Origin of the sequence: Paraburkholderia sp. EG286B, from assembly GCF_040965655.1 — a bacterium.
Lineage (GTDB): Bacteria > Pseudomonadota > Gammaproteobacteria > Burkholderiales > Burkholderiaceae > Paraburkholderia.
Map to the genome: position 1 here is coordinate 39,416 of NZ_JBFRCF010000029.1, position 19,841 is coordinate 59,256.

Sequence of the window (19,841 nt, forward strand, 5' to 3'; positions counted from 1 at the left end):
ATACTTATGAGTGGTATCGAAGTCACGTATTCGGATCATGTCGGCATGATCGTCATTCAGCGGCCGCCGCATAACTTTTTCGACGTCGAGCTGATCCACGATATCGCCAACGCACTCGAACAATTCGATCAGGATGCACAGGTACGTAGTGTCGTCCTGGCTGCCGACGGAAAAGCTTTCTGTGCAGGTGCGCAGTTTTCCGGGGCAACCGGTGCAGCCGCAAGTGCCGAAGGAAAGCACCTGTACGCACAGGCGCTGCGTATCTTTGAATGCCGCAAGCCGATCGTGGCGGCGGTCCAGGGACCTGCCATCGGCGGCGGACTGGGCGTCGCATTGGCGGCCGATTTCCGGATCGCCTGTCCGGAGGCACGGTTTGCGGTGAATTTCACGCGCCTTGGTATCCATCCCGGCTTTGGTCTTTCGGTGACTTTGCCCGAGCTCATCGGTCGCAACCAGGCCGAACTGTTGTTCTATACCAGTCGTCGCATCGGTGGCGAAGAGGCTTTTGCGATCGGCCTCGTCAACGAACTGGTGGAACAGGAAAAAGTGCGCGAGCGAGCCGTGGCACTGGCAAAGGAAATTGCCGAGTGCGGACCGCTGGGTGTGCTTTCCACCCGGGAAACCTTGCGCGCTGGACTCGCCGACCGAGTGCGCGCGGCAGTCGCCCGCGAACTGTCGGAGCAAGAGCGCCTCATGTCCACCGAAGATTTCGCCGAGGGTGTGAAGTCCACCGCCGAACGTCGGCCTGCGAACTTTATCGGCCGCTAACTTCACTGCTCAACCACAAACCATCGCTGAGATGGCAGGAGACTCATGATGTCGATTCTCGTCGAATGTATGTCGCATACCCCGCTGCAGGGCCATTACGATCCCACGCCAGAAATCGTGGCCGAAGTTCAGGGTGTGATAGCCGCTGCACACGAGCGCGTACGCGCCTTCAATCCGGAACTGGTCGTGGTATTCGCACCGGACCACTTCAACGGATTCTTTTACGACCTGATGCCCCCGTTCTGCGTTGGCGCTGCGGCGAGCGGAGTTGGTGATTACGGAACCCCGGCCGGCGACTTGCGGGTGCCGACCGATATCGCCAAGGCGCTGGTCGAAAGCGTGCAGGCGGCCGACATCGACGTATCGATTTCCTATCGCATGCATGTCGACCACGGTGCGGCCCAGGCGCTGGAACAGCTCGTCGGCGGGCTCGATACCTACCCTGTGGTGCCGGTCTTCATCAATGCTGCGGCGCCGCCGCTGGGCCCGATCCGCCGTTCACGGCTCCTTGGCGAAGCAATCGGAAATTTCCTCCGGCAGACGGGCAAGCGTGTGCTGGTGATCAGTTCGGGCGGCATCTCGCATGAACCGCCGGTGCCGGAATTGGCCACTGCACCGAAGGAAGTCGCGGAAGCCCTGATCGGCGGCGGCCGCAACCTGTCGCCCGAGGCCCGGGCGGCACGTGAGCAGCGCGTGATCAACGCCGCCAAAGCATTTACGGCCGGACAGGCTCCCCATATGCGACCGTTGAATCCTGAATGGGATCAGGCGTTCCTCGCGCGCCTGCAGAAAGATTTGCTGTCGGTCGATGCGATGAAAAATGATGAAATCGCGCGAGACGGTGGCAAGTCGGCGCATGAAATCCGCACCTGGGTCGCTGCTTTCGGCGCACTTTCCGCGTTCGGCAAGTACGATGCACAAGTTGATTATTACCGCGCGATTCCTGAGTGGGTTGCCGGATTCGCGTTCATGCACGCGCAGCCGGCAGGTTGAAGCAGCACGGATCTCCGTCGTTTTGACGGAGATCTGAATTTTCAAGTGAATGATCTACACCACGGAGACATAGATGAGCGTCTACACAGAAGCAGATACGAGCCGGTTCACGAAGGTGCTCGACGGCGACACCGAATTCAATGTGCACTACAACGATGCTGGTCCAGCTGACGGCCAGGTCGTCGTGATGTTGCACGGCTCGGGCCCGGGTGCTACCGGTTGGGCGAATTTTCACCGCAATGTCGACCCGTTCGCTGCGGTCGGCTATCGGGTCATCCTGATCGACTTCCCGGGCTGGGGCAAGAGCGATGCGGTTCAGATCACCAGCGGTTCGCGTGGTGAATTCAACGGCCGGATCGTTAAGGGTGTGCTCGACAACCTGGGCGTCAAGAAGGCGTCTGTGATCGGCAACTCGATGGGTGCCCACAGCACCACGGCATTTGCTCTCGCGAATCCCGATCGTGTTGAAAAACTGATTCTGATGGGTGGCGGTAACCACAGCGTCAGCGCGTTCGTGCCGATGCCGACCGAGGGCATCAAGCTGCTGAATCAGGCTTACCGCGAGCCGACGCTCGATAACGTCAAGCGCATGATGGACGTCTTCGTGTATGACACGAGCGCGTTGACCGACGAACTGCTGCAGCTGCGTGTGGACAACATGCTGGCACGCCGCGATCACCTCGAAAACTGGGTCAAGAGCCTGGCTGCGAATCCCAAGCCGTTCAACGACTACAGTACGCGCCTGCCGGAGGTGACGGCACCGACGCTGTTGATCTGGGGTCGCGATGACCGCTTCGTGCCGTTCGATTCGGGCCTGCGTTTGCTGGCGGGCCTGCCGAATGTCGAGCTGCACGTGTTCAGCCGTTGTGGTCACTGGGCCCAGTGGGAGCATGCGGATAAGTTCAACCGCATCGTGCTGGACTTCCTGGCGAACTAATCGCTTCGCGTCGGTAGGAACCTAGGTTGCCTACTGGCACGCAACCGTGCGGTGGTACTCCTGCTGCACAGTTGCCTACAGTGTGCTGCCGGCGGTTCAATTGCAGTCGTATCGGTTATCGGTTTTCCGTTTTTATTTTCTATTGCAGGATCTCATGAGAGAAGCCGTCATCGTCTCTGTCGCGCGGACCCCGATCGGGCGCGCGTACAAAGGGGCGTTCAATGCCATCAAGTCGCCGACCCTGATGGGTCACGCTATTGACCACGCCGTGATCCGTAGTGGCGTGGAGCTGGGAGAGGTCGACGATGTTGTGGTTGGCACAGCATTGACCGCTGGCACTGCCGGGATGAACCTGGCACGCAATGCGGCGCTGGCGGCCGGTCTCGGAGACACCGCGGGTGCCCAGACGATCGACAGGCAATGTGCTTCTGGTTTGATGGCTGTGGCGACTGCAGCCAAGCAGATCATGGTGGACGGTATGCGCGTGGTCGTCGCCGGCGGACAGGAGAACGTTTCGGCAGTTCAAAAACGCTATCTGGACTGGGTTGCGACGGAAGTCGATCCCTTGGTCATCGCCAAGGCGCCGCACGCTTATATGCCGATGCTGCAGACAGCGGAATTCGTCGCACGCAAATACGGTATCACTCGCGAAGCCCAGGATGATTACGCGTGGCAGTCACAACAGCGAACGGCAGCGGCACAGCGTGCGGGACGATTCGACGCTGAGATTGTTCCGTTGACCTCCTCGAAGGCCATCGCTGACAAGGAAACCGGGCAGATCAGCTATCAAGAGGTGACGCTGACCCACGACGAAGGCAATCGTCCTGAAACGACGCTGGAATCGCTCGCGGCCTTGAAGCCGGTGATCGAGGGCGGCACGGTAACGGCCGGCAACGCCAGCCAGCTCTCGGACGGCGCGGCCGCGTGCGTGCTGATGGACGACGCTCTGGCGGCACAGCGTGGCCTGAAACCACTTGGGATCTACCGGGGCATGGCCGTGGCGGGTGTGTCTCCGGAAGAAATGGGCATTGGGCCCGTGCTGGCCGTTCCGAAACTGCTCAAGCAACATGGCTTGACGGTGGATGACATCGGCTTGTGGGAACTGAACGAAGCCTTCGCCTGCCAGGCGCTGTACTGCCGCGACAAGCTTGGAATCAATCCGGAAATCTTTAACGTCGACGGCGGCGGCATTTCCGTTGGGCACCCGTACGGGATGACCGGTACACGATTGGTCGGTCATGCGCTCATTGAAGGACGACGCCGTGGCGCGCGCTATGTGGTGGTGACGATGTGCGTGGGTGGCGGCATGGGTGCTGCTGGCCTATTCGAAGTCGTGGCATGAGGAGGCGTTGACCATGAGCGCTTCCATCACATTCAAACGCGAACAACGCATCGGTCTGATCCTGATCGATAATCCGCCGGTCAATGCCATTTCCGGATCGTTTGTTACCGGACTGGCACAGGCTATCGATAGCTTCGAGTCGGCCGATGATCTTGATGCACTTGTGCTGTACTGTGCGGGACGAACCTGGGTCGCCGGCGCTGATATCGCGATGTTCGAGGATCCTGCGGAGCTCCAGCAGGTTCAGCCGTTCAATTCGCTGCTGGCCCGGCTGGAGTCACAGAGCCGGCCCGTAATCGCGTCAATGCACGGCACGGTGCTGGGCGGTGGCCTGGAACTGGCCATGGCGTGTCACCATCGAGTGGCACAGCCATCCACTCGTTTTGGTCTGCCTGAGGTGAAGATTGGTCTGATTCCCGGTTCGCTGGGCACGCAGCGTTTGCCCCGTCTAGTCGGCGCCGAGCTCGCACTGGACATGATTTCCAGTGGCCGTATGATCGGTGCGGCACGAGCGAAGCAAGCCGGATTGATCGACGTCCTGATCGATACCAATGATGAGGCTCTCGCTGCTGGCCTGACGGCAGCGAAAGCGATCCTTGCAACGGGAACTCCGCTGCGTCGCAGCCGCGACCTGGCGACGGTGTCTGCCCCGGCCGATGTATTGGACAAGGCCGAAGCCACTGCAGCGCGTAAGCCGGGCTGGCCCCAGCTCGCGGCCATAGTGCGTTGCGTACGTGCGGCCCAGTCATTGCCGTTTGCGGACGGTGAAGCCGTAGAGGCCGCCGAATTTGCAGCACTGGTGCCTTCGTCTTCGTCCAAAGCGCTTCGGCATCTGTTCTTCACTGAGCGGGAAGCAGCGAAGATTCCTGGTCTGCCGCGCGAGACCGCGCTTCGACCCATTCGCAAGGTAGGCATCATCGGCGCTGGCACGATGGGCGGTGGCATTGCGATGAACTTTGCCAATGCGGGCATTCCCACGGTGATCGTCGAAGTCTCCGATGAAGCATTGCAGCGTGGAATATCCCTGATTCTCAAGAATTACGAGGCTAGTGCCATAAAGGGACGGCTTACGGCGGATCAATTGGCCGAACGCATGGCCCTGCTCGAAGGTGCGCTTGATTACACCGCACTGGCAGAGTGCGATTTGGTCATCGAAGCCGTGTTCGAAAACCTCGAACTGAAGAAAGAAGTGTGTGCACGGCTTGGATCTGTGGTCAGGCCTGGCACCATCATTGCCACTAATACGTCCACCCTGGACGTGGATGTGCTGGCGCGCGCCACGGGCCGCCCGGCCGACGTGGTAGGTATGCACTTCTTCAGCCCGGCCAACGTCATGCGCCTGCTGGAAATCGTGCGTGGCGCTGACACTGCGCCGGCTGTACTGGCCACCATTCTTAAGCTTGCCGCCACCATTGGTAAAACGCCGGTGATTTCCGGCGTGTGCTACGGATTCATCGGCAATCGCATGACCGAAGTTTATATTCGGGAAACCGAATTTCTCGTCATGGAGGGCGCCGATCCCGCGCAAGTGGATGCGGTGGCCGAATCGCTTGGCATGGCCATGGGACCCTGTCGTATGGTCGACATGGCCGGTGTGGATGTGGGTGCCAAGATGGTCATCGAATATGATAAGGCCGGTGGCTTGCCGCCTGATCCCAGCTACCGCGCACTGGTGCAGGAACTGTTTGCACGAGGGCGTCTTGGCCAGAAGAACGGCAAGGGCTTTTACCAGTACGAGGGACGTACGCCAGTACCAGATCCCGAGCTGACCACCATCGCGCAGGAAATCGCCGCTGAGCACGGTATCGCCCGGCGCCCGGCGGACACCATCAGCGAAGCCGAGATTGCCGAACGCCTGTTTTATCCGCTGATCAACGAAGGCCTGAAGATCCTGGAGGAGGGTATTGCGTATCGTCCAGGTGACATCGACGTGGTTTGGGTTGCGGGTTATGGATTTCCGGATTTCCACGGTGGCCCGATGTGGATGGCGGACGTGATCGGACTGAAAGCCATTGCTGAACGGCTGGCACACTATGCCACCACTCGCGGTGATCAGTTTGGCTACTGGAAACCCGCCAATCTGCTGACCGAGCTGGCAGCCCGGGGCACGTCTCTGGCACAGTGGCGACGCTAAAATCTGGTGGACGTCGTAGCGTCCTCCCCTACACCTGCAGGATGCTACGGACTCGATCGCCAACAAAAAAGCGACCCTAGGGTCGCTTTTTCTCCATGCTCTAATTTGTTTTTTATTGCTTCACAAAGTTCATTCCGGTTGGCGATTGAATGCTGCCGTCATTCAATATTGTGAGGATTTGCGTCCCCTCGGATGAAATCAACTTCAAATCTTGTCCGTCGACTTTGTACGGAACCTCGACTTTCCCCATTCCAGTGTCAAAGATCACCTTGTCGCCTGATTCGAAGATGATCTTGGCGCCGCTCGTTGAATTAACATAAGAACGGCTAACACAAGTCATCCACGAATCGCGAACAGATAACGGCAGCGGCCAGGGATAGCAACGCAACATGTATATCGAGACGACGTTCGAAGCGAATACGCAGTTTGCCGAAACCGGCAAACCAGGCATGCGTACGCTCGACCACCCAGCGATGCCGCCCGGGCCTCTCCTTGCTCTCCACGCCGCGCCGCGCGATGCGGGCCGTGATACCGCGCAGCTTCAGATAGCGTCGACAGCGTCCGAAGTCATAGCCTTTGTCCGCATGCAACTTGGCGGGCCGTTTACGCGGCTGGCCATTCAGGCCCGACACCGCCGGAATGCCGTCAAGCGTGGGCTCGAATGCCATCGAATCGTGCCGGTTGGCACCCGTAACCGTGATGGCGAACGGAACGCCGCGTGCATCTACGACGATGTGCCGTTTCGACCCGAGTTTGCCCCGCTCCGTCGGGTTAGGGCCGGTTTCCTGGCCCCCCGGGGGCTGGCAACACTAGCGGCATCAAGACTCGCCCGTTCCCAATCAATCTGGTCATGCTCACGCAATCGGCGAAGCATCGCCAGATGCAGTTGCTCCCACACGCCTGCGGCCTGCAAGTCTCGTAGCCGTCGCCAGCATGTCATGCCGCTGCCGAAGCCCAGTTCCCTGGGCAGGTATTCCCATGGAATGCCTGTTTGCAGGACAAACAAGATGCCGTTCAATGCCGCGCGGTCGTCCACCGTTCGGCGACGGCCGCCTTTGGGTGAGGGCGTAAATACCGGAATCAGCGGCTCCAACGCCGCCCATAGTTCGTTGCTGATTTTGCGTCTGGACATGCCGCCAGGATATGGCTTTCGTGGTTTCATGTCCAGGTTGTGTTAGCCACTCTAAGTTCCGCTGAGTTTCTGCCCGCACGCAGCGAGAAGAAGGGTAACGGTGAGGAACGCAAGAGTTTTCTTCATGAGATGTTGGATAGTTTGGTGTAAGGGTTTCATTGCAACGACAAAAGTTCTACCTGTCAATATCGGCTCGCATTTTTCCAGGCGAGCCTGATATCTTCGGCCAGCGAAAGTGCGATGGTGCTGTGTTTGGCGATCAATTCTCCACGCGTCGCTTCGTTGACCATGAAGCTGACTGTACTGCAATAAACCGTGCCGCTGCGTCCCATCAGCGGCACGGACAACCCGATGTTGTCGGGTTGCCATTCCCCGATGCTAAAGCCATGCCGAGCCACATGCGCGATGCCCTCATACAGTCGGGCGCTGCGTGCTTGTGCATTCGTGCAGTGCGCTGGGATCAGTGTGTCGACGATTTTTCTTTGTTCGTCCGCGGGCAGGCTCGCCAGATAGGCGGCCCCGGCTGAGCTAGTTTCCATCGGCATGCGCGATCCCCATGTCGCCTGGCGAATCATGCCGCTTTTCTCGTTGCGGATCGTGGTCAGGTACATCATGTCTTGCTGATCCGGCACGGCCAATCCGGCGTTGATCCCGGCCTGTTCCGAATAGCGACGCAGCAGCGGCTCGGCAAGCTTGATCAGTTGCAGGTCGCTGTGAAAAGTCTTGGCCAAACTCAGGTGAACCGGGCCCAACCGGTAGGCCTTGCAACCGATGTCGTACAACAGAAAACCCGAGTCCACCAGGGCATGGACGAGGCGGCTCACGGTCGGTCGTGGCAGGCCGGTGCGCTCGGCAATTTCCGCGTTGGTGAGCAGTGGGGTGAGCATAAATGCACGCAGGACTTCAAGCCCGCGAGTCAGCGACTGGTTTCCTGGTGTGGAGCGCACATACCGGCCGGTATCGTTGGTCTGCTGCCGGGTTGATGGAATTGTTGCATGCGTAACCATCTTTATCTCCAATTTCGACAGTCGAAATTATGATCTGCCTCGCGCTAATTGGTAGACGCATAATCCCTAGCCCAACGTATCTGATGTGCCGGAGTCCAGGCTGGCGCGGTGCACGCGCTGTCAGCCGACATCGGCCTTACGATTTCGAGGCCTCCCTATGAGCGACACTGCCAACAATAGCCTGATTCATCCGCTCACGCCCGAGCAGCAGGAAATTCGCAATGCCATTCTGAAGCTGTGCGGCCGCTTCGGCGACGATTATTGGCTGGCCCGAGACGCAGATGGCGAGTTTCCCTGGGAATTCCGCCAGGCGCTTGCCGATGCGGGTTTTCTTGGCATCTCGCTGCCGGAGACTTATGGAGGCGGTGGCTTGGGCCTCACCGAAGGCATGCTCATGATGCAGGCCATTGCCGAGTCGGGCGCCGGCTTCAGCGGGGGTACCGCGGTGGGCTTCGGTGTGTGGGCGCCACGCATTCTGGTGAACTTTGCTTCGGAAGAACAGAAGGCGCGCTGGCTACCGCCGATCATTCGGGGCGAGATTCTTTCAAGCTTTTCTGTCACCGAGCCGGATGCAGGGCTAGATACCACCAATATCAGCACCTTCGCCCGTCGCGACGGGGATCGATATATCGTCAACGGCCGCAAGGCCTGGTGTTCGGTGGCACAGCGAGCCAGCAAAATCCTGTTGCTGACCCGTACTTCGCCGCGCGATCCGGACAATCCGACCGAGGGCATGACGCTCTTCTATACCGATCTGGATCGGAACCGGATCGAGGTGCGCGAGATCCAAAAGATGGGCCGTAAATGCGTCGATTCGAATCTGCTGTTCATCGACGATCTGGAGGTTCCGGTCGAGGATCGCGTGGGCGAGGAGGGCAAGGCGTTTCGCTATCTGCTGATGGGCTTGAATCCGGAACGCATCATGATGGCGGGGCAGGCAGTTGGTCTTGGGCGAGCGGCACTGGCGAAAGCGACTCAATATGCGCGCGACCGCGTGGTTTTCGGCCGCCCCATCGGGCAGAACCAGGCGATCCAGCATCCGCTCGCGGTCAACTGGATGCAGCTGGAAGCAGCGCAGCTCATGACGTTGCGCGCGGCCGCATTGTACGACGCGGGTCAATCGTGCGGTGCTGAAGCGAATGCCGCCAAGTATCTGGCGGCCGAAGCCGGTTTCGAGGCCTGCACGCGCGCCATTCTCATTCACGGTGGGATGGGTTATGCCAAGGAGTATCACGTCGAGCGTTATCTACGCGAAGTCATGATTCCGCGCATTGCGCCGGTGAGCGCCGAGATGGTGAAGAACTTTATCGCCGAGAAGGTTCTCGATCTGCCTAAGTCCTATTGAACATCATGATCCGAAGCCTTCTGTTTGCTCCGGCGAATCGACTCGATTTGCTGGCCAAGATGCACCGCGCAAACGCGGATTGCAATGTTATCGATCTAGAGGATGGCACGCCTGAGGCCGACAAGTTGAGCGCACGGGCACAGCTTGACCAGGGCGTGCGCGGGTTGAGGGAATCGGGTGTGCGCGGTCTGGTGTATGTACGTGTCAATGCGCCCCGCAGCGCGCACTTTTTCGATGACGTGCGGGCGGCGATGGACGTGCGTCCCGATGGCATCGTGATTCCGAAGCTCGAAGCGGTCGAAGAGCTCGAGGCTCTCATCGCGGCGGAACGCAGCGGCGGACCAAAACTCCCGGTGCTGGCCGGTATCGAATCGATGCGCGGCGTGGCCAATATCTATCGTTTGTTAGCCGATGCCCCTCAGGTGCATGCGCTTTATTTCGGTGCGGAGGATTTCGCCTCGGAAATAGGCGCACGCCGCACCCCTGGTGGTCATGAGGTGCTTTACGCGCGTTCACGCGTGTTGATGGCGGCGCGTATCAATGGCGTGATCGCGATCGATCAGGCGGTGGGCGAAGTGCGCGACGATCAGCGGTTTCGCGATGATTCAACCGTGGGCCGCGAGCTCGGCTATCAGGGAAAGATTTGCGTCACGCCGCGTCAGGTCGAGTTGACCCACGCCACCTTCACCCCGAGTGACGAGGAGGTCGCGCGTGCGCGACGCATGCTCGACGCCTACCGCGAATCGGCAGCGCGGGGCCTGGGGACGGTGGTGGTCGACGGCATGCTCGTCGAGGGGCCATTGGTTAAGCGTGCCGAAGGTGTGGTGGCTCTCGCCGACCAACTCTCCAAGGGACATGATCCATGAAGACACTGACTGTTGAGCAACTGAACTGGACCGAACTTGTACGTCCGGGCGATACCGTGATGTGGGGGCAGGTGTGCGGCGAAGCGCAGACGCTGACCGAATCGCTGGTGGCACAACGCGCGTCGATCGGGCATTTCCGTGTATTCGTGGGTGCACGTTTTTCGCGCACCCTGCGTCCGGAGCACGTCGATCACATCGAAATGACCGGCCTCGGCGCCGGCGGCACGAACCGGGAGCTCGCGCGAGCGGGCGTACTGGAAGTGATTCCGATGCATGTTTCCCAGGTCGGCCCCTTTGTCGAGAGCGGTCTGCTGCCATGCGATGTAATCTTGCTGCAGCTTAGCCCTCCGAACGAACGCGGCGAGTACAGCCTGGGCCTGATCAGCGACTATCAGCATGCGGCAATCCGGCGCGCACGTCTGGTGATCGCCGAGATCAACGATCAGGTACCTTGGGTTCCGTGCGACAATCCGATTCGGGCCGAGCAGATTCATATCGCCGTCCACACGAGCCGTCCACTGCTTGAAATGCCTATGTCGCCGGTGAGCGAGATCGATCGCCGCATCGCTGAGCTGGCGATGCCGTTGATTCCTGATCGTTCGACGCTGCAAATCGGCGTCGGTGCGGTACCGGAAGCGATCGTGTCGATGCTGAAGGACCGTCGTGACCTCGGAATTCATTCAGGCATGCTGATCGATCGGGTGATTGATCTGATCGAGTCGGGAGCCGTGACCAACGAGTACAAAGGGATCGACGAGGGCGTGAGCGTGAGCGGTGCCTTGTCCGGTACACGCCGGCTTTACGATTTCTGCCATCAAAATCCGGGCATCCGGATGACGCCGACGTCTCATACGCACGATCCGAAAGTGCTCATGCAACTGCGCAATTTCGTGTCGATGAATTCCGCGCTCGAAATCGACATCACCGGGCAGGTGAATTCGGAGGCGATCGGCAGCGAGTACGTAGGCTCGATCGGCGGTCAGGTGGACTTCATTCGCGCCTCGTATCTGTCACCTGGCGGCCGCTCGCTGATGATGCTTCCTGCCAGCGGAGCCAAGGGAAGCCGCATCGTTCCCCGCTTGTCCGGCCCGGTCACGACGGCACGCGCCGATCTCGACGTGGTCATCACCGAACACGGGGTTGCGCATCTGCGTGGCCGCACCTTGCGTCAGCGCATCCGCTCGATGATCGATATCGCTGCGCCGCAGATGCGTGAAGAACTTGAGCGTGCCGCGTTCGATTTCATTAAAGCTAGCCATGGAGCTACGCAATGAAGAATTCATCTCTGAAGCCGGGCCCCCTCGATGGAATTCGCATTCTCGATCTGACTTCGGTCATGATGGGGCCCTACTGCACGCAGGTGCTGGCCGACATGGGGGCTGACGTGATCAAGATCGAAGCCCCCGCGGGTGATACGTCGCGCGGCGTTCCTCCGTTCCGCGATTCTGGTACCGGCTCCCAGTTCCGCTCCATGCATCGCGGCAAACGCGGCATCGTGATTGACCTGCAGAAGCCGGACGGCCTCACGGCCTTTATGGATCTGGTGGGTACCGCCGACGTGGTGGTGCATTCGATGCGTCCGCAGGCGGTGGCGAAGCTGGGTATTGCCTATGCCGATCTGGTGGCCGCGAATCCGTCGATCATTTGTTGCAATTTCCTGGGTTTCGGCCGGGGTGGCCCCTACGCTGGCGGCGCCGCGTATGACGACATCATTCAGGCATGTAGCGGTTTGGTGATGCTGCAAGACGAATTGCTCGGCGAGCCGAACTACATACCGACGGTACTGGCCGACAAGGTGACGGGACTGACGGGCGTATACGCAATACTGGCAGCACTACTTCACCGTGATCGAACCGGCGAGGGGCAAGATGTTGACGTGCCGATGTTCGAGACCTTGACATCCTTCGTCCTGATCGAACATCTGGCAGGCCAGGGATTCGAGCCGCCGATCGGCCGTCCCGTGTATCCCCGCGTGGTGACGCCGAGCCGCAAGCCGTTCCGTACCGCTGACGGATATTTGGCGGTACTCGTCTACAACGACAAGCAGTGGCGCCGCTTCGCAGAACTTGCCGGGCGGCCGGAATTGATCGACGATCCGCGTTACGCGACATTGACCGCGCGCTCGAACAACGTTCTGGAATGGAACGGCACGGTCGCGGAGATCCTGGCGACGCGGACCAATCAGGAATGGATGCAGCTGTTATGGGCGGCCGACATTCCCGCCATGCGTCTGAATCGCACGGATGATCTGTTCACTGATCCGCATCTTGCGGAAGTCAACTTTTTCCAACTGGTTGACGATCCGGTCGACGGCACCATGCGCTTTCCGAAGCCGCCTGTGCAATTTTCCCGCACGCCCGGAGGCTTTGATCGGGCAGGTCCGCTGTTGGGCGAGCACACGGTCGAAATCTTGCGTGAGGCGGGAATCGACGAATCTCGTATCACCGCGATGCTGGCTAATGGTTCGATCGCGCAACCGGAGCGCCCGCCGCGGGCATAACACCGGATATTGCTGAATTAGTAGTAAAAAACAGGAGACAATATGGACGTTCGTGAAGCGATTCGTACCCAACCAATGCGACGATTGCAAATCATCGCGGTATTGATTTGCGTGGCTGTGTGCATGATGGATGGGTTCGAAATGCTGATGGTGGGGTTCATCGCCCCGCATCTTGCCAAGGCCTGGAGCCTGAGCCAGATCCAAGTCGGCTACCTGCTCAGTGCCAGTGTTTTTGGAACGGCAATCGGCGCGGGAGTGATCGGGCCGCTGGCCGACCGTATCGGCCGCCGGCGTCACGTGATTGTGTGCCTGCTCTTCATCGTCGTGTGTATGGTGCTGTCTGCCCTCGTCACGTCGATTGAGGCAATGATCGTGCTACGGGCCATCACCGGACTATTCATCGGGGCGATCGTAGTGCCCCTGCATGTGACCGTCAGCGAATATTCTTCCGACCGGTGGCGCGGGCCTGTCATGGGGCTATACGGCTTGGGTCTGCCTTTTGGAGCGTCCGTTGGCGGCGCGGTCAGCGCTGCATTGGTCGGCCAGTATGGCTGGCAGGCCGCATTCGCGTTTGCCGCGGTACTGTCCGGCGTGGTGTTTATCCTGGCCTATTTCCTGCTGCCTGAATCGATCGAGTTTTTGCTCGAGCGGCGCCCCGTCTCCGCGTTGAAGCAGTACAACGCAATCGCCTCCAAGCTCGGCTATCCGACCGTTATGACCTTACCGGATCCGATCGCGAAGAAAGCCGACCGGACTACCGTAACCGCAATTTTCGGCGGGATCATGGGAAAACGGACGATCTTGCTGTGGATCGCCAATACCTTGATGGCCTGCGCGCTCTATTTTGCGAATACCTGGACGGCCAAGCTGATTGCCGATGCCACGGGCAATCTTCAACTCGGTGTCAAGGCCGCACTTCTGGTGCCGGTGGGCGGCATGGTCGGGGCTCTGGCGTTCGCCGGGCTGTCGACCAAGATGCGGCCGCGTCTTGCGACCGTCGTGATCATGATCATCGGCGTTGTGTCCTATACGCTCTTTTCCCATAGCTTTGGGAATATTTCGCTCGCTATGGCACTGGCGCTGCTGGTTGGTGTGGCCGCCAATGGTGGCGCAGCCGCTTATCTGGCGATCTCGCCATCTGTCTATACGGCGGATGTGCGCGCGACCGGGGTGGGCTGGATGATCGGGGTGGCCCGCTTCATTTCGATCGGGGCGCCAATCGGCACTGGTTATCTGCTGACCGCTGGATTGAAGCCGGCTGACGCCTTTCAGTTCTTTGCCGTAGTGCTGGCGATCTCGGCCGTGGCGTGCTTGCTGCTAGATCGGACCTATCGCGATGAACGCGGCGAGTCGGCCGCCGTCCGCGGCGTGTCGTGATTGAACCTGATACAGCGCGTCTCAGAGCGGATGTCGAGTGTCGCGCTTTTATTTTTGCCACGAGGGAAATTACCGTGAGTGACGCCGTGCTTTATGAAATGCGGGATCGTGTTGCGATCATCACGATCAATCGCCCGGAATCGCGCAACGCTATCAGCGAGGATGTCAGAGTCGGTCTATTCGAAGCATTCCGAATTTTCAACGAAGACGATAACGCGCTGGTGGCGATTCTCACCGCGGCTGGCGATCGTGCATTCTGCGCCGGGATGAATCTCAAGGCGCTGGCGAATGCCGGCGGAAAGATCCCACCTTGGCGTGAGTTCCTGCCGGTGCTGGGGGAAGCGATTCAGGTGGGCAAGCCCGTGATCGCCGCGGTGAATGGCGCGGCCAGAGCGGGTGGATGGCTGCTCGCGCAGATGTGCGATCTGTGCGTGGCGGCGGAGAACGCGACGTTCGGGATTAGTGAAGTGCGCGTCGGCCGCGGTACGCCGTGGTCGGCACCGCTGGCCCAAATGCTTGGCCGCCGGCACTACATGGAACTCGTGCTGACCGGGGAGCCGATCGACGCTCAGCGTGCTTATGAAATCGGCTTCGTGAACAAGGTCGTGCCCTCAGAGAAGTTGCTGGACGAGGCTCTCGCGCTGGCCGACTGCATTACGCGCAATGCGCCGCTGAGCGTACGCGCTGCCCGTGAGCTGGTTTACCTGACCGGCGAAATGGGCACCAACGCCGCGACGCGAGCAGCCGACCATCTGTTCGCCACCGTGTATGCGAGCGAGGACGCGGTCGAGGGGCCGCAAGCCTTTCAGGAAAAACGTGCGCCGGTCTGGCGCGGCCGTTGAAATCGCTTTGTGGAGAGAATCGGATGAACACCAGTATTTGCGAAATGTTTGGTCTGGAAGTTCCTATCGTTGCTTTCTCCCATTGCCGGGATGTGGTGGTCGAAGTATCGCGCGCCGGAGGCCTGGGGGTGCTCGGGGCGGCGCGCATGAGTCCGGAGCGTCTGCACGAGGAACTGGCCTGGATTGATGCGCATATCGATAGTCGCCCCTACGGCCTCGATGTCTTGATGCCGACGACTGCCGCGAGCGCCGGCGATCACAAGTTTGACGCCGACAAGCTGTTTCCGCCCGAGCAGCTGAAATTCGTCCGGGAGATGCTCGATTCGGCCGGTATTCCGCAGTTGCCGCCAGAGCTGGAGGCACAGCTCAAGTTCGATCTGTTGCGCGAGAATACGTTCACGCGCGAGGAATCGATGCGCATGATCGAGGTGGCGCTCTCGCATCCGCTGGTGGCGCTGGTGAGCGGACTGGGCACGCCGCCGAAGGACGTGATTGACATGTGCCATGCGCGCGGCATCAAGGTTGGTGCGCTCGCGGGGCTGCCCAAGCACGCGGTGCGTCACAAGGAGGCCGGCTGCGATTTCGTGGTGGCCGTGGGTACCGAAGCCGCGGGCCATACCGGCAACGTGACCTCCATGGTGGCCTGGCCCCGCATTGTCGATGCGGTGGCGCCAATGCCCGTGCTCGGCGGTGGAGGTGTCGGTCGTGGCCGGCAGGTGGCTGCGGCGCTTGCGCTGGGCTGCGAAGGCGTGTGGTGCGGCTCGATCTGGCTCAAGACCGTGCAGAGCGAGGTCACGCCCGATATCAAGGCCAAGATGTTCAAGGCAGATACGCAGGATGCAGTGCTCACCAAGAGCGTGACCGGTAAGCAGTGTCGGACCTTGCGTTCGACATTTACCGATGCGTGGGAGCGGCCCGATGCGCCTCCGACGCTGCCGGCACCGCTGCAGGGGCTGCTCTGGTGGGGCGAGGGCCGTCTGCGCGTCGAGCGTGCGCGCGCCACCGAATTTCTGACCTATCCGGTCGGCCAGATCGTGGGAGACATGAACGCTGAGACCTCGGTGCGCCAGGTGGTTCAGGAAATGCTCGAGGAGCTGGTCGAATCAAAAGATCGACTGGATCGGATTTTTGGTTAAGTCAGTGAGCGTGCGCACTGCGCTGTGCTGTCAATAATCTGTGTGGGTCAAGGACGTCTTCGAAATAGGAAATCCGATGGACTTCGGCGATTTGGGTATTGAAGCACGAGGTGCAGACAACTTATAACAGGCCATCCGCAACATGACTCAGGAAAAAACAGTTACGGCGCTTCTCGACGCTACAAAACCCTTGATCGACCAATAAAGGGGGAGGCTCGTGACAGACCGGGTGCTCAATGAGCAACCGCTGCGAATCGAACTCCCCAGACTGTTATCGCTTTTCCGCGGCAGAATAACTAATGGAGATATGACAGTATGAAGAAGACCGTTCTAGCAATTGCGTTGTTGCAAGCACCGATTTTTGCATGCGCACAAGGTTCGCTGACGCTTTACGGTATCCTCGACGCGGGTATTACCTACGTCAACAATCAGCAGGGGAAGTCGGTCGTAATGAGCGACTCAGGGATTCTTCAGGGCAACCGTTGGGGTTTCCTCGGCAAGGAGGATCTGGGCGGCGGTCTGACGGCCGTGTTCAACCTCGAGAACGGCTTCAACCTCGGCAACGGAGCGGCGGCGCAGGGAGGGCTGCTGTTTGGCCGTACCGCATACGTGGGTCTGGCCTCCGACAGGTTCGGAACTTTCACTTTCGGCCGTCAATACGACTTCATGACCGACTTCATGGTCGAGAACACGGCAGCGGCCAACGGTGCAACGGCAGTTTCGTTCCACCTGTTCGATGCGGATCGTCTGGCAGGTGAGCAGCTGAACAATACGGCAAAGTACGTCAGCCCGGTGTGGGGCGGTATCTCGTTCGGTGCAATGTATGGCTTCAGCAACGTCGCTGGTGAGTTCGCCGGAACCGATGCGGCTCCTCGTGTCTCCAGCTTCGGCCTTAAGTTCGCTCAAGGACCGCTCGTAGTTTCTGCGGCGTATACCGCGGTCACTGGAATGACGGGTTCGCTAGTGACGCTTGCACTCGGCGGACATAGTCAACGTATCTGGGCGGTAGGCGGGCGCTATCAATTCGACAAGCTCAAGGTGTTTGGCAACGCCACATCGACGCTGGTTCGGGCAACTGCCGCAGGCAATAACGCGACGATCAACAACTACGAGGTGGGCGCCGCCTACTTCGTGACACCGGCCGTCCCGCTGACGGGTAGCTACACGTATTCGACCTACGCTGGGCACTCCTATAGCCAGATTAACACGGCTGCGCATTACTTCCTGTCCAAGGCAACGGACGTCTATTTCGCCTTGAACTATCAGCACACGACAAGCCCCACGGGGGCAGGTATGTTCCTGGATACGACACCGGGCACCCTCATCGGCTTCTCGTCGACGGAAAATCAGCTCGGCGTGCGTGTCGGTCTTCGGAAGAGATTCTAAGCACAGGTGCCCCAAAATTTTCAGAACGGATGCTTGCTGAACTAATCTGAATTTGGATTTTGAAGTGCGGGAACTAGCTACGCTGTCTCGGCAGCGTAGCTAGTTCTTAAGTGGCCTGGTCATTCAGCCGAATCCGTAGCGATATTAGCGTCACTTTTGTCGAGCAACGTCCCTACGTTCAGTCCAGCATTCCGGCATGGGTCGCGGTCACGGTCAGGGCGTGATGGCTGATCGCACGAAAGAGCACTCGATTGATCCTTTGGCGATCAGTCGAGTTTTTGACACTTCAGGCAGCTTTGCTGCCGTATTGCTTAGAAGGCCATGCAGTGAAAAGCGAGCAGCTACCAGCGGCAGGCAGTGAGGCGGACCCCAGTCCTATCAGGAAGCACACGCGGCTGATTCCTATGATCGTCGCGATGCCGTTGTTTCTACAGAATCTCGATACGTCGATCCTGGGCACCGCTCTTAACTCAATTGCGGTCTCGCTCGACGTTCAAGTCCTTCATCTCAACCTCGCGATTACCTCATACCTGCTGAGCCTGGCGCTATTCTTGCCCGCCGCGGGTTGGCTCACGGATAGATTCGGGGCGTCCCGACTGTTCTGCACCTCGATCGCTATTTTCTCGCTGGCAAGCGTTCTATGCGGCGTCGCCACCTCTCTCCCTCAGATTATATTGTTCCGCGTACTGCAAGGCCTGGGCGGCGCGATGATGATGCCCGTTGGCCGCTTGATCCTGTTGCGTACCACGCCTCCGTCCCAGTTGATTACGGCAATGGTGTGGTACACGACTCCTGGAGTTATCGCGCGGCTATTCGGGCCGCTCCTGGGTGGTGTCTTCGTCACCCTCATGTCATGGCGTTGGATATTCCTGATCAACATCCCGTTCGGCGTGCTCGCGATCTTGCTCGCATGGAAATTCATTCCGCAAACGGAGTCGGGACCAGGCAAAGTCGAAAAATTCGATATTGGCGGATTTATTCTGATGGCGATCGGGCTCTCGGGTGTCGTGTTCGGACTCGAAACCCTGGGCCGCAATTTCTTCTCCCTGTGGGTGACGTTCGTGATAGTTTGCGTGGGCATCGCTTCGTCGATTGCGTATGTGCTTTATAGCCGCGATCGTAGCAACGCCATCATTCCGCTCAAACTGTTCCAATACCGGGCATACAGTGCCGCGATGCTGGGTGGCCTGCCGCTGCGGATGGTCATCGGTGCGTCGCCGATCTTCATTCCGCTGCTTCTTCAGGTCGGGCTCGGATTCACGCCGATTCAATCGGGCTTGATGTGTGCGATGCTCGCCCTAGGCGCGTTCGGTATGCGTCCTGTCCTGCAACTTATAGTGGGGAAATTCGGGTATCGGAGCGTCCTGATGACGGCAGGCGCGCTCACCGGCATCACGTTCGCATCTTACGGATTGTTCGGGAACCAGACCTCGATCTATCTGATGATCGCGGCATTTCTTGTCGGAGGTATCGCGAATTCAGTCGGGATGATTTCGATTAATACTGTTGGATTCACAGATATACCCAAAGGCATCATGAGCCGGGCGACCGCGCTTTCCACTATGGTGCAGCAGACGTCCTTCAGCTTCGGCGTCGCGCTCTCTGCATCGTGCCTGACGCTGACGGCCCATTTCCATGGGCACAACGCGGATCAACTGAATCTCGGCGACTTCCATTTGACCTTCTTTATCGTCGGTGGCCTGGCCCTGTTGTCGGTTGTAGGACTCCGCAGGTTACCAGCCGACGAGGGGAGGGTAGCGTAAGAAGAAAAAGTCCGCTTTCCGCGGACTTTTTTCTTATCTGAGCCGCAGGATCAGGTGGAACCGGAAATACCAGCGAACCGAGTGACTGGGGACCCTCATCAGAACTGGTCGTGAAAACAATTATGAAAGTTGCGTCCAGGGTTTGTTCGAATAGCTACCAAGATCACTTGCGAAAAAACTAGGAACGATCGCTGCTAAATTAAATGCGCACACAACGACCATGAATCGGGCATCAAGCTCGATTTACCGAGTCCCCGTGCCGGACGAGAAAGCCTGAGCGTCGCATTCAATTTCATCGACGTGTATGGCGGAG

16 protein-coding genes are annotated in these 19,841 nt (G+C 59.3%); 14 read left to right on the forward strand and 2 right to left on the reverse strand.

What is annotated here, in order from left to right; translation table 11 throughout:
* The first annotated feature begins 6 nt into the window (after positions 1 to 6).
* The 5 genes from AB4Y42_RS37630 (at position 7) to AB4Y42_RS37650 (ending at position 6,174) form a co-directional block, all read left to right on the forward strand.
* Positions 7 to 768 (forward strand): enoyl-CoA hydratase/isomerase family protein, encoded by a 762-nt coding sequence (locus AB4Y42_RS37630; protein ID WP_368697051.1) that lies wholly within the window; start codon positions 7 to 9, stop codon positions 766 to 768.
* Positions 769 to 816: 48 nt separating this feature from the next.
* Positions 817 to 1,761 (forward strand): 3-carboxyethylcatechol 2,3-dioxygenase, encoded by a 945-nt coding sequence (locus AB4Y42_RS37635; protein WP_368697078.1) that lies wholly within the window; start codon positions 817 to 819, stop codon positions 1,759 to 1,761.
* Positions 1,762 to 1,834: 73 nt separating this feature from the next.
* Positions 1,835 to 2,698, forward strand: coding sequence for an alpha/beta fold hydrolase (locus AB4Y42_RS37640; RefSeq protein WP_368697052.1), 864 nt, complete (start codon positions 1,835 to 1,837; stop codon positions 2,696 to 2,698).
* A gap of 154 nt (positions 2,699 to 2,852) precedes the next feature.
* On the forward strand, positions 2,853 to 4,040 hold the full coding sequence (locus tag AB4Y42_RS37645) for an acetyl-CoA C-acyltransferase (protein WP_368697053.1): 1,188 nt from the start codon (positions 2,853 to 2,855) through the stop codon (positions 4,038 to 4,040).
* Positions 4,041 to 4,053: 13 nt separating this feature from the next.
* Positions 4,054 to 6,174 carry a 3-hydroxyacyl-CoA dehydrogenase NAD-binding domain-containing protein gene (locus AB4Y42_RS37650; protein WP_368697054.1) on the forward strand — a complete coding sequence of 707 codons (2,121 nt, stop codon included), beginning with the start codon at positions 4,054 to 4,056 and terminating at the stop codon, positions 6,172 to 6,174.
* A 326-nt stretch (positions 6,175 to 6,500) separates the two neighbouring features.
* Here the strand turns inward: AB4Y42_RS37650 and AB4Y42_RS37655 are convergent.
* Together AB4Y42_RS37655 and AB4Y42_RS37660 are read right to left on the reverse strand one after the other, a co-directional pair.
* Positions 6,501 to 7,306, reverse strand: a protein-coding gene (locus AB4Y42_RS37655) for an IS5 family transposase (RefSeq protein ID WP_368697055.1) whose coding sequence is annotated in 2 segments (ribosomal slippage) — positions 6,501 to 6,976 and positions 6,976 to 7,306 — 807 coding nt in all. Because the reading frame shifts where the segments join, the coding sequence is not laid out codon by codon here.
* A 182-nt stretch (positions 7,307 to 7,488) separates the two neighbouring features.
* Entirely contained in the window at positions 7,489 to 8,313 is an 825-nt protein-coding gene (locus AB4Y42_RS37660) for an IclR family transcriptional regulator (protein WP_368697056.1), read from the reverse strand.
* 181 nt (positions 8,314 to 8,494) lie between these two features.
* Here AB4Y42_RS37660 and AB4Y42_RS37665 point away from each other — a divergent pair, with 181 nt between their 5' ends.
* The 9 genes from AB4Y42_RS37665 to AB4Y42_RS37705 all read left to right on the forward strand — a co-directional run bounded on the left by AB4Y42_RS37665 (position 8,495) and on the right by AB4Y42_RS37705 (position 19,528).
* Positions 8,495 to 9,658, forward strand: coding sequence for an acyl-CoA dehydrogenase family protein (locus AB4Y42_RS37665; protein ID WP_368697079.1), 1,164 nt, complete (start codon positions 8,495 to 8,497; stop codon positions 9,656 to 9,658).
* Between the two features lie 5 nt (positions 9,659 to 9,663).
* Positions 9,664 to 10,524, forward strand: coding sequence for a CoA ester lyase (locus AB4Y42_RS37670; RefSeq protein ID WP_368697080.1), 861 nt, complete (start codon positions 9,664 to 9,666; stop codon positions 10,522 to 10,524).
* Entirely contained in the window at positions 10,521 to 11,798 is a 1,278-nt protein-coding gene (locus AB4Y42_RS37675; protein WP_368697057.1) for an acetyl-CoA hydrolase/transferase family protein, read from the forward strand. Before AB4Y42_RS37670 ends, AB4Y42_RS37675 begins: the two co-directional genes overlap by 4 nt.
* Positions 11,795 to 13,024, forward strand: coding sequence for a CaiB/BaiF CoA transferase family protein (locus AB4Y42_RS37680; protein ID WP_368697058.1), 1,230 nt, complete (start codon positions 11,795 to 11,797; stop codon positions 13,022 to 13,024). Before AB4Y42_RS37675 ends, AB4Y42_RS37680 begins: the two co-directional genes overlap by 4 nt.
* A 42-nt stretch (positions 13,025 to 13,066) precedes the next feature.
* A complete protein-coding gene (locus AB4Y42_RS37685) occupies positions 13,067 to 14,401 on the forward strand; it encodes an MFS transporter (RefSeq protein WP_368697059.1) in 1,335 nt (444 codons plus the stop codon).
* A gap of 74 nt (positions 14,402 to 14,475) precedes the next feature.
* The gene (locus AB4Y42_RS37690) at positions 14,476 to 15,243 is read left to right on the forward strand and encodes an enoyl-CoA hydratase/isomerase family protein (protein WP_368697060.1); all 768 of its coding nucleotides are present in this window, start codon (positions 14,476 to 14,478) and stop codon (positions 15,241 to 15,243) included.
* A gap of 23 nt (positions 15,244 to 15,266) precedes the next feature.
* Positions 15,267 to 16,379: a nitronate monooxygenase gene (locus AB4Y42_RS37695; protein WP_368697061.1), complete on the forward strand. Its 1,113-nt coding sequence runs from the start codon at positions 15,267 to 15,269 to the stop codon at positions 16,377 to 16,379.
* 315 nt (positions 16,380 to 16,694) lie between these two features.
* Positions 16,695 to 17,765 (forward strand): porin, encoded by a 1,071-nt coding sequence (locus AB4Y42_RS37700; protein ID WP_368697062.1) that lies wholly within the window; start codon positions 16,695 to 16,697, stop codon positions 17,763 to 17,765.
* Positions 17,766 to 18,169: 404 nt separating this feature from the next.
* Positions 18,170 to 19,528, forward strand: coding sequence for an MFS transporter (locus AB4Y42_RS37705; RefSeq protein WP_368697063.1), 1,359 nt, complete (start codon positions 18,170 to 18,172; stop codon positions 19,526 to 19,528).
* The last annotated feature ends 313 nt before the right edge of the window (positions 19,529 to 19,841 follow it).

Bases quoted from the DNA above. Each gene is read 5' to 3' on its own strand.
- AB4Y42_RS37630 (WP_368697051.1), top strand. From the start codon at position 7: ATGAGTGGTATCGAAGTCACGTATTCGGATCATGTCGGCATGATCGTC.
- AB4Y42_RS37635 (WP_368697078.1), top strand. From the start codon at position 817: ATGTCGATTCTCGTCGAATGTATGTCGCATACCCCGCTGCAGGGCCAT.
- AB4Y42_RS37640 (WP_368697052.1), top strand. From the start codon at position 1,835: ATGAGCGTCTACACAGAAGCAGATACGAGCCGGTTCACGAAGGTGCTC.
- AB4Y42_RS37645 (WP_368697053.1), top strand. From the start codon at position 2,853: ATGAGAGAAGCCGTCATCGTCTCTGTCGCGCGGACCCCGATCGGGCGC.
- AB4Y42_RS37650 (WP_368697054.1), top strand. From the start codon at position 4,054: ATGAGCGCTTCCATCACATTCAAACGCGAACAACGCATCGGTCTGATC.
- AB4Y42_RS37660 (WP_368697056.1), bottom strand. From the start codon at position 8,313: ATGGTTACGCATGCAACAATTCCATCAACCCGGCAGCAGACCAACGAT.
- AB4Y42_RS37670 (WP_368697080.1), top strand. From the start codon at position 9,664: ATGATCCGAAGCCTTCTGTTTGCTCCGGCGAATCGACTCGATTTGCTG.
- AB4Y42_RS37675 (WP_368697057.1), top strand. From the start codon at position 10,521: ATGAAGACACTGACTGTTGAGCAACTGAACTGGACCGAACTTGTACGT.
- AB4Y42_RS37680 (WP_368697058.1), top strand. From the start codon at position 11,795: ATGAAGAATTCATCTCTGAAGCCGGGCCCCCTCGATGGAATTCGCATT.
- AB4Y42_RS37685 (WP_368697059.1), top strand. From the start codon at position 13,067: ATGGACGTTCGTGAAGCGATTCGTACCCAACCAATGCGACGATTGCAA.
- AB4Y42_RS37695 (WP_368697061.1), top strand. From the start codon at position 15,267: ATGAACACCAGTATTTGCGAAATGTTTGGTCTGGAAGTTCCTATCGTT.
- AB4Y42_RS37700 (WP_368697062.1), top strand. From the start codon at position 16,695: ATGAAGAAGACCGTTCTAGCAATTGCGTTGTTGCAAGCACCGATTTTT.
- AB4Y42_RS37705 (WP_368697063.1), top strand. From the start codon at position 18,170: ATGATCGTCGCGATGCCGTTGTTTCTACAGAATCTCGATACGTCGATC.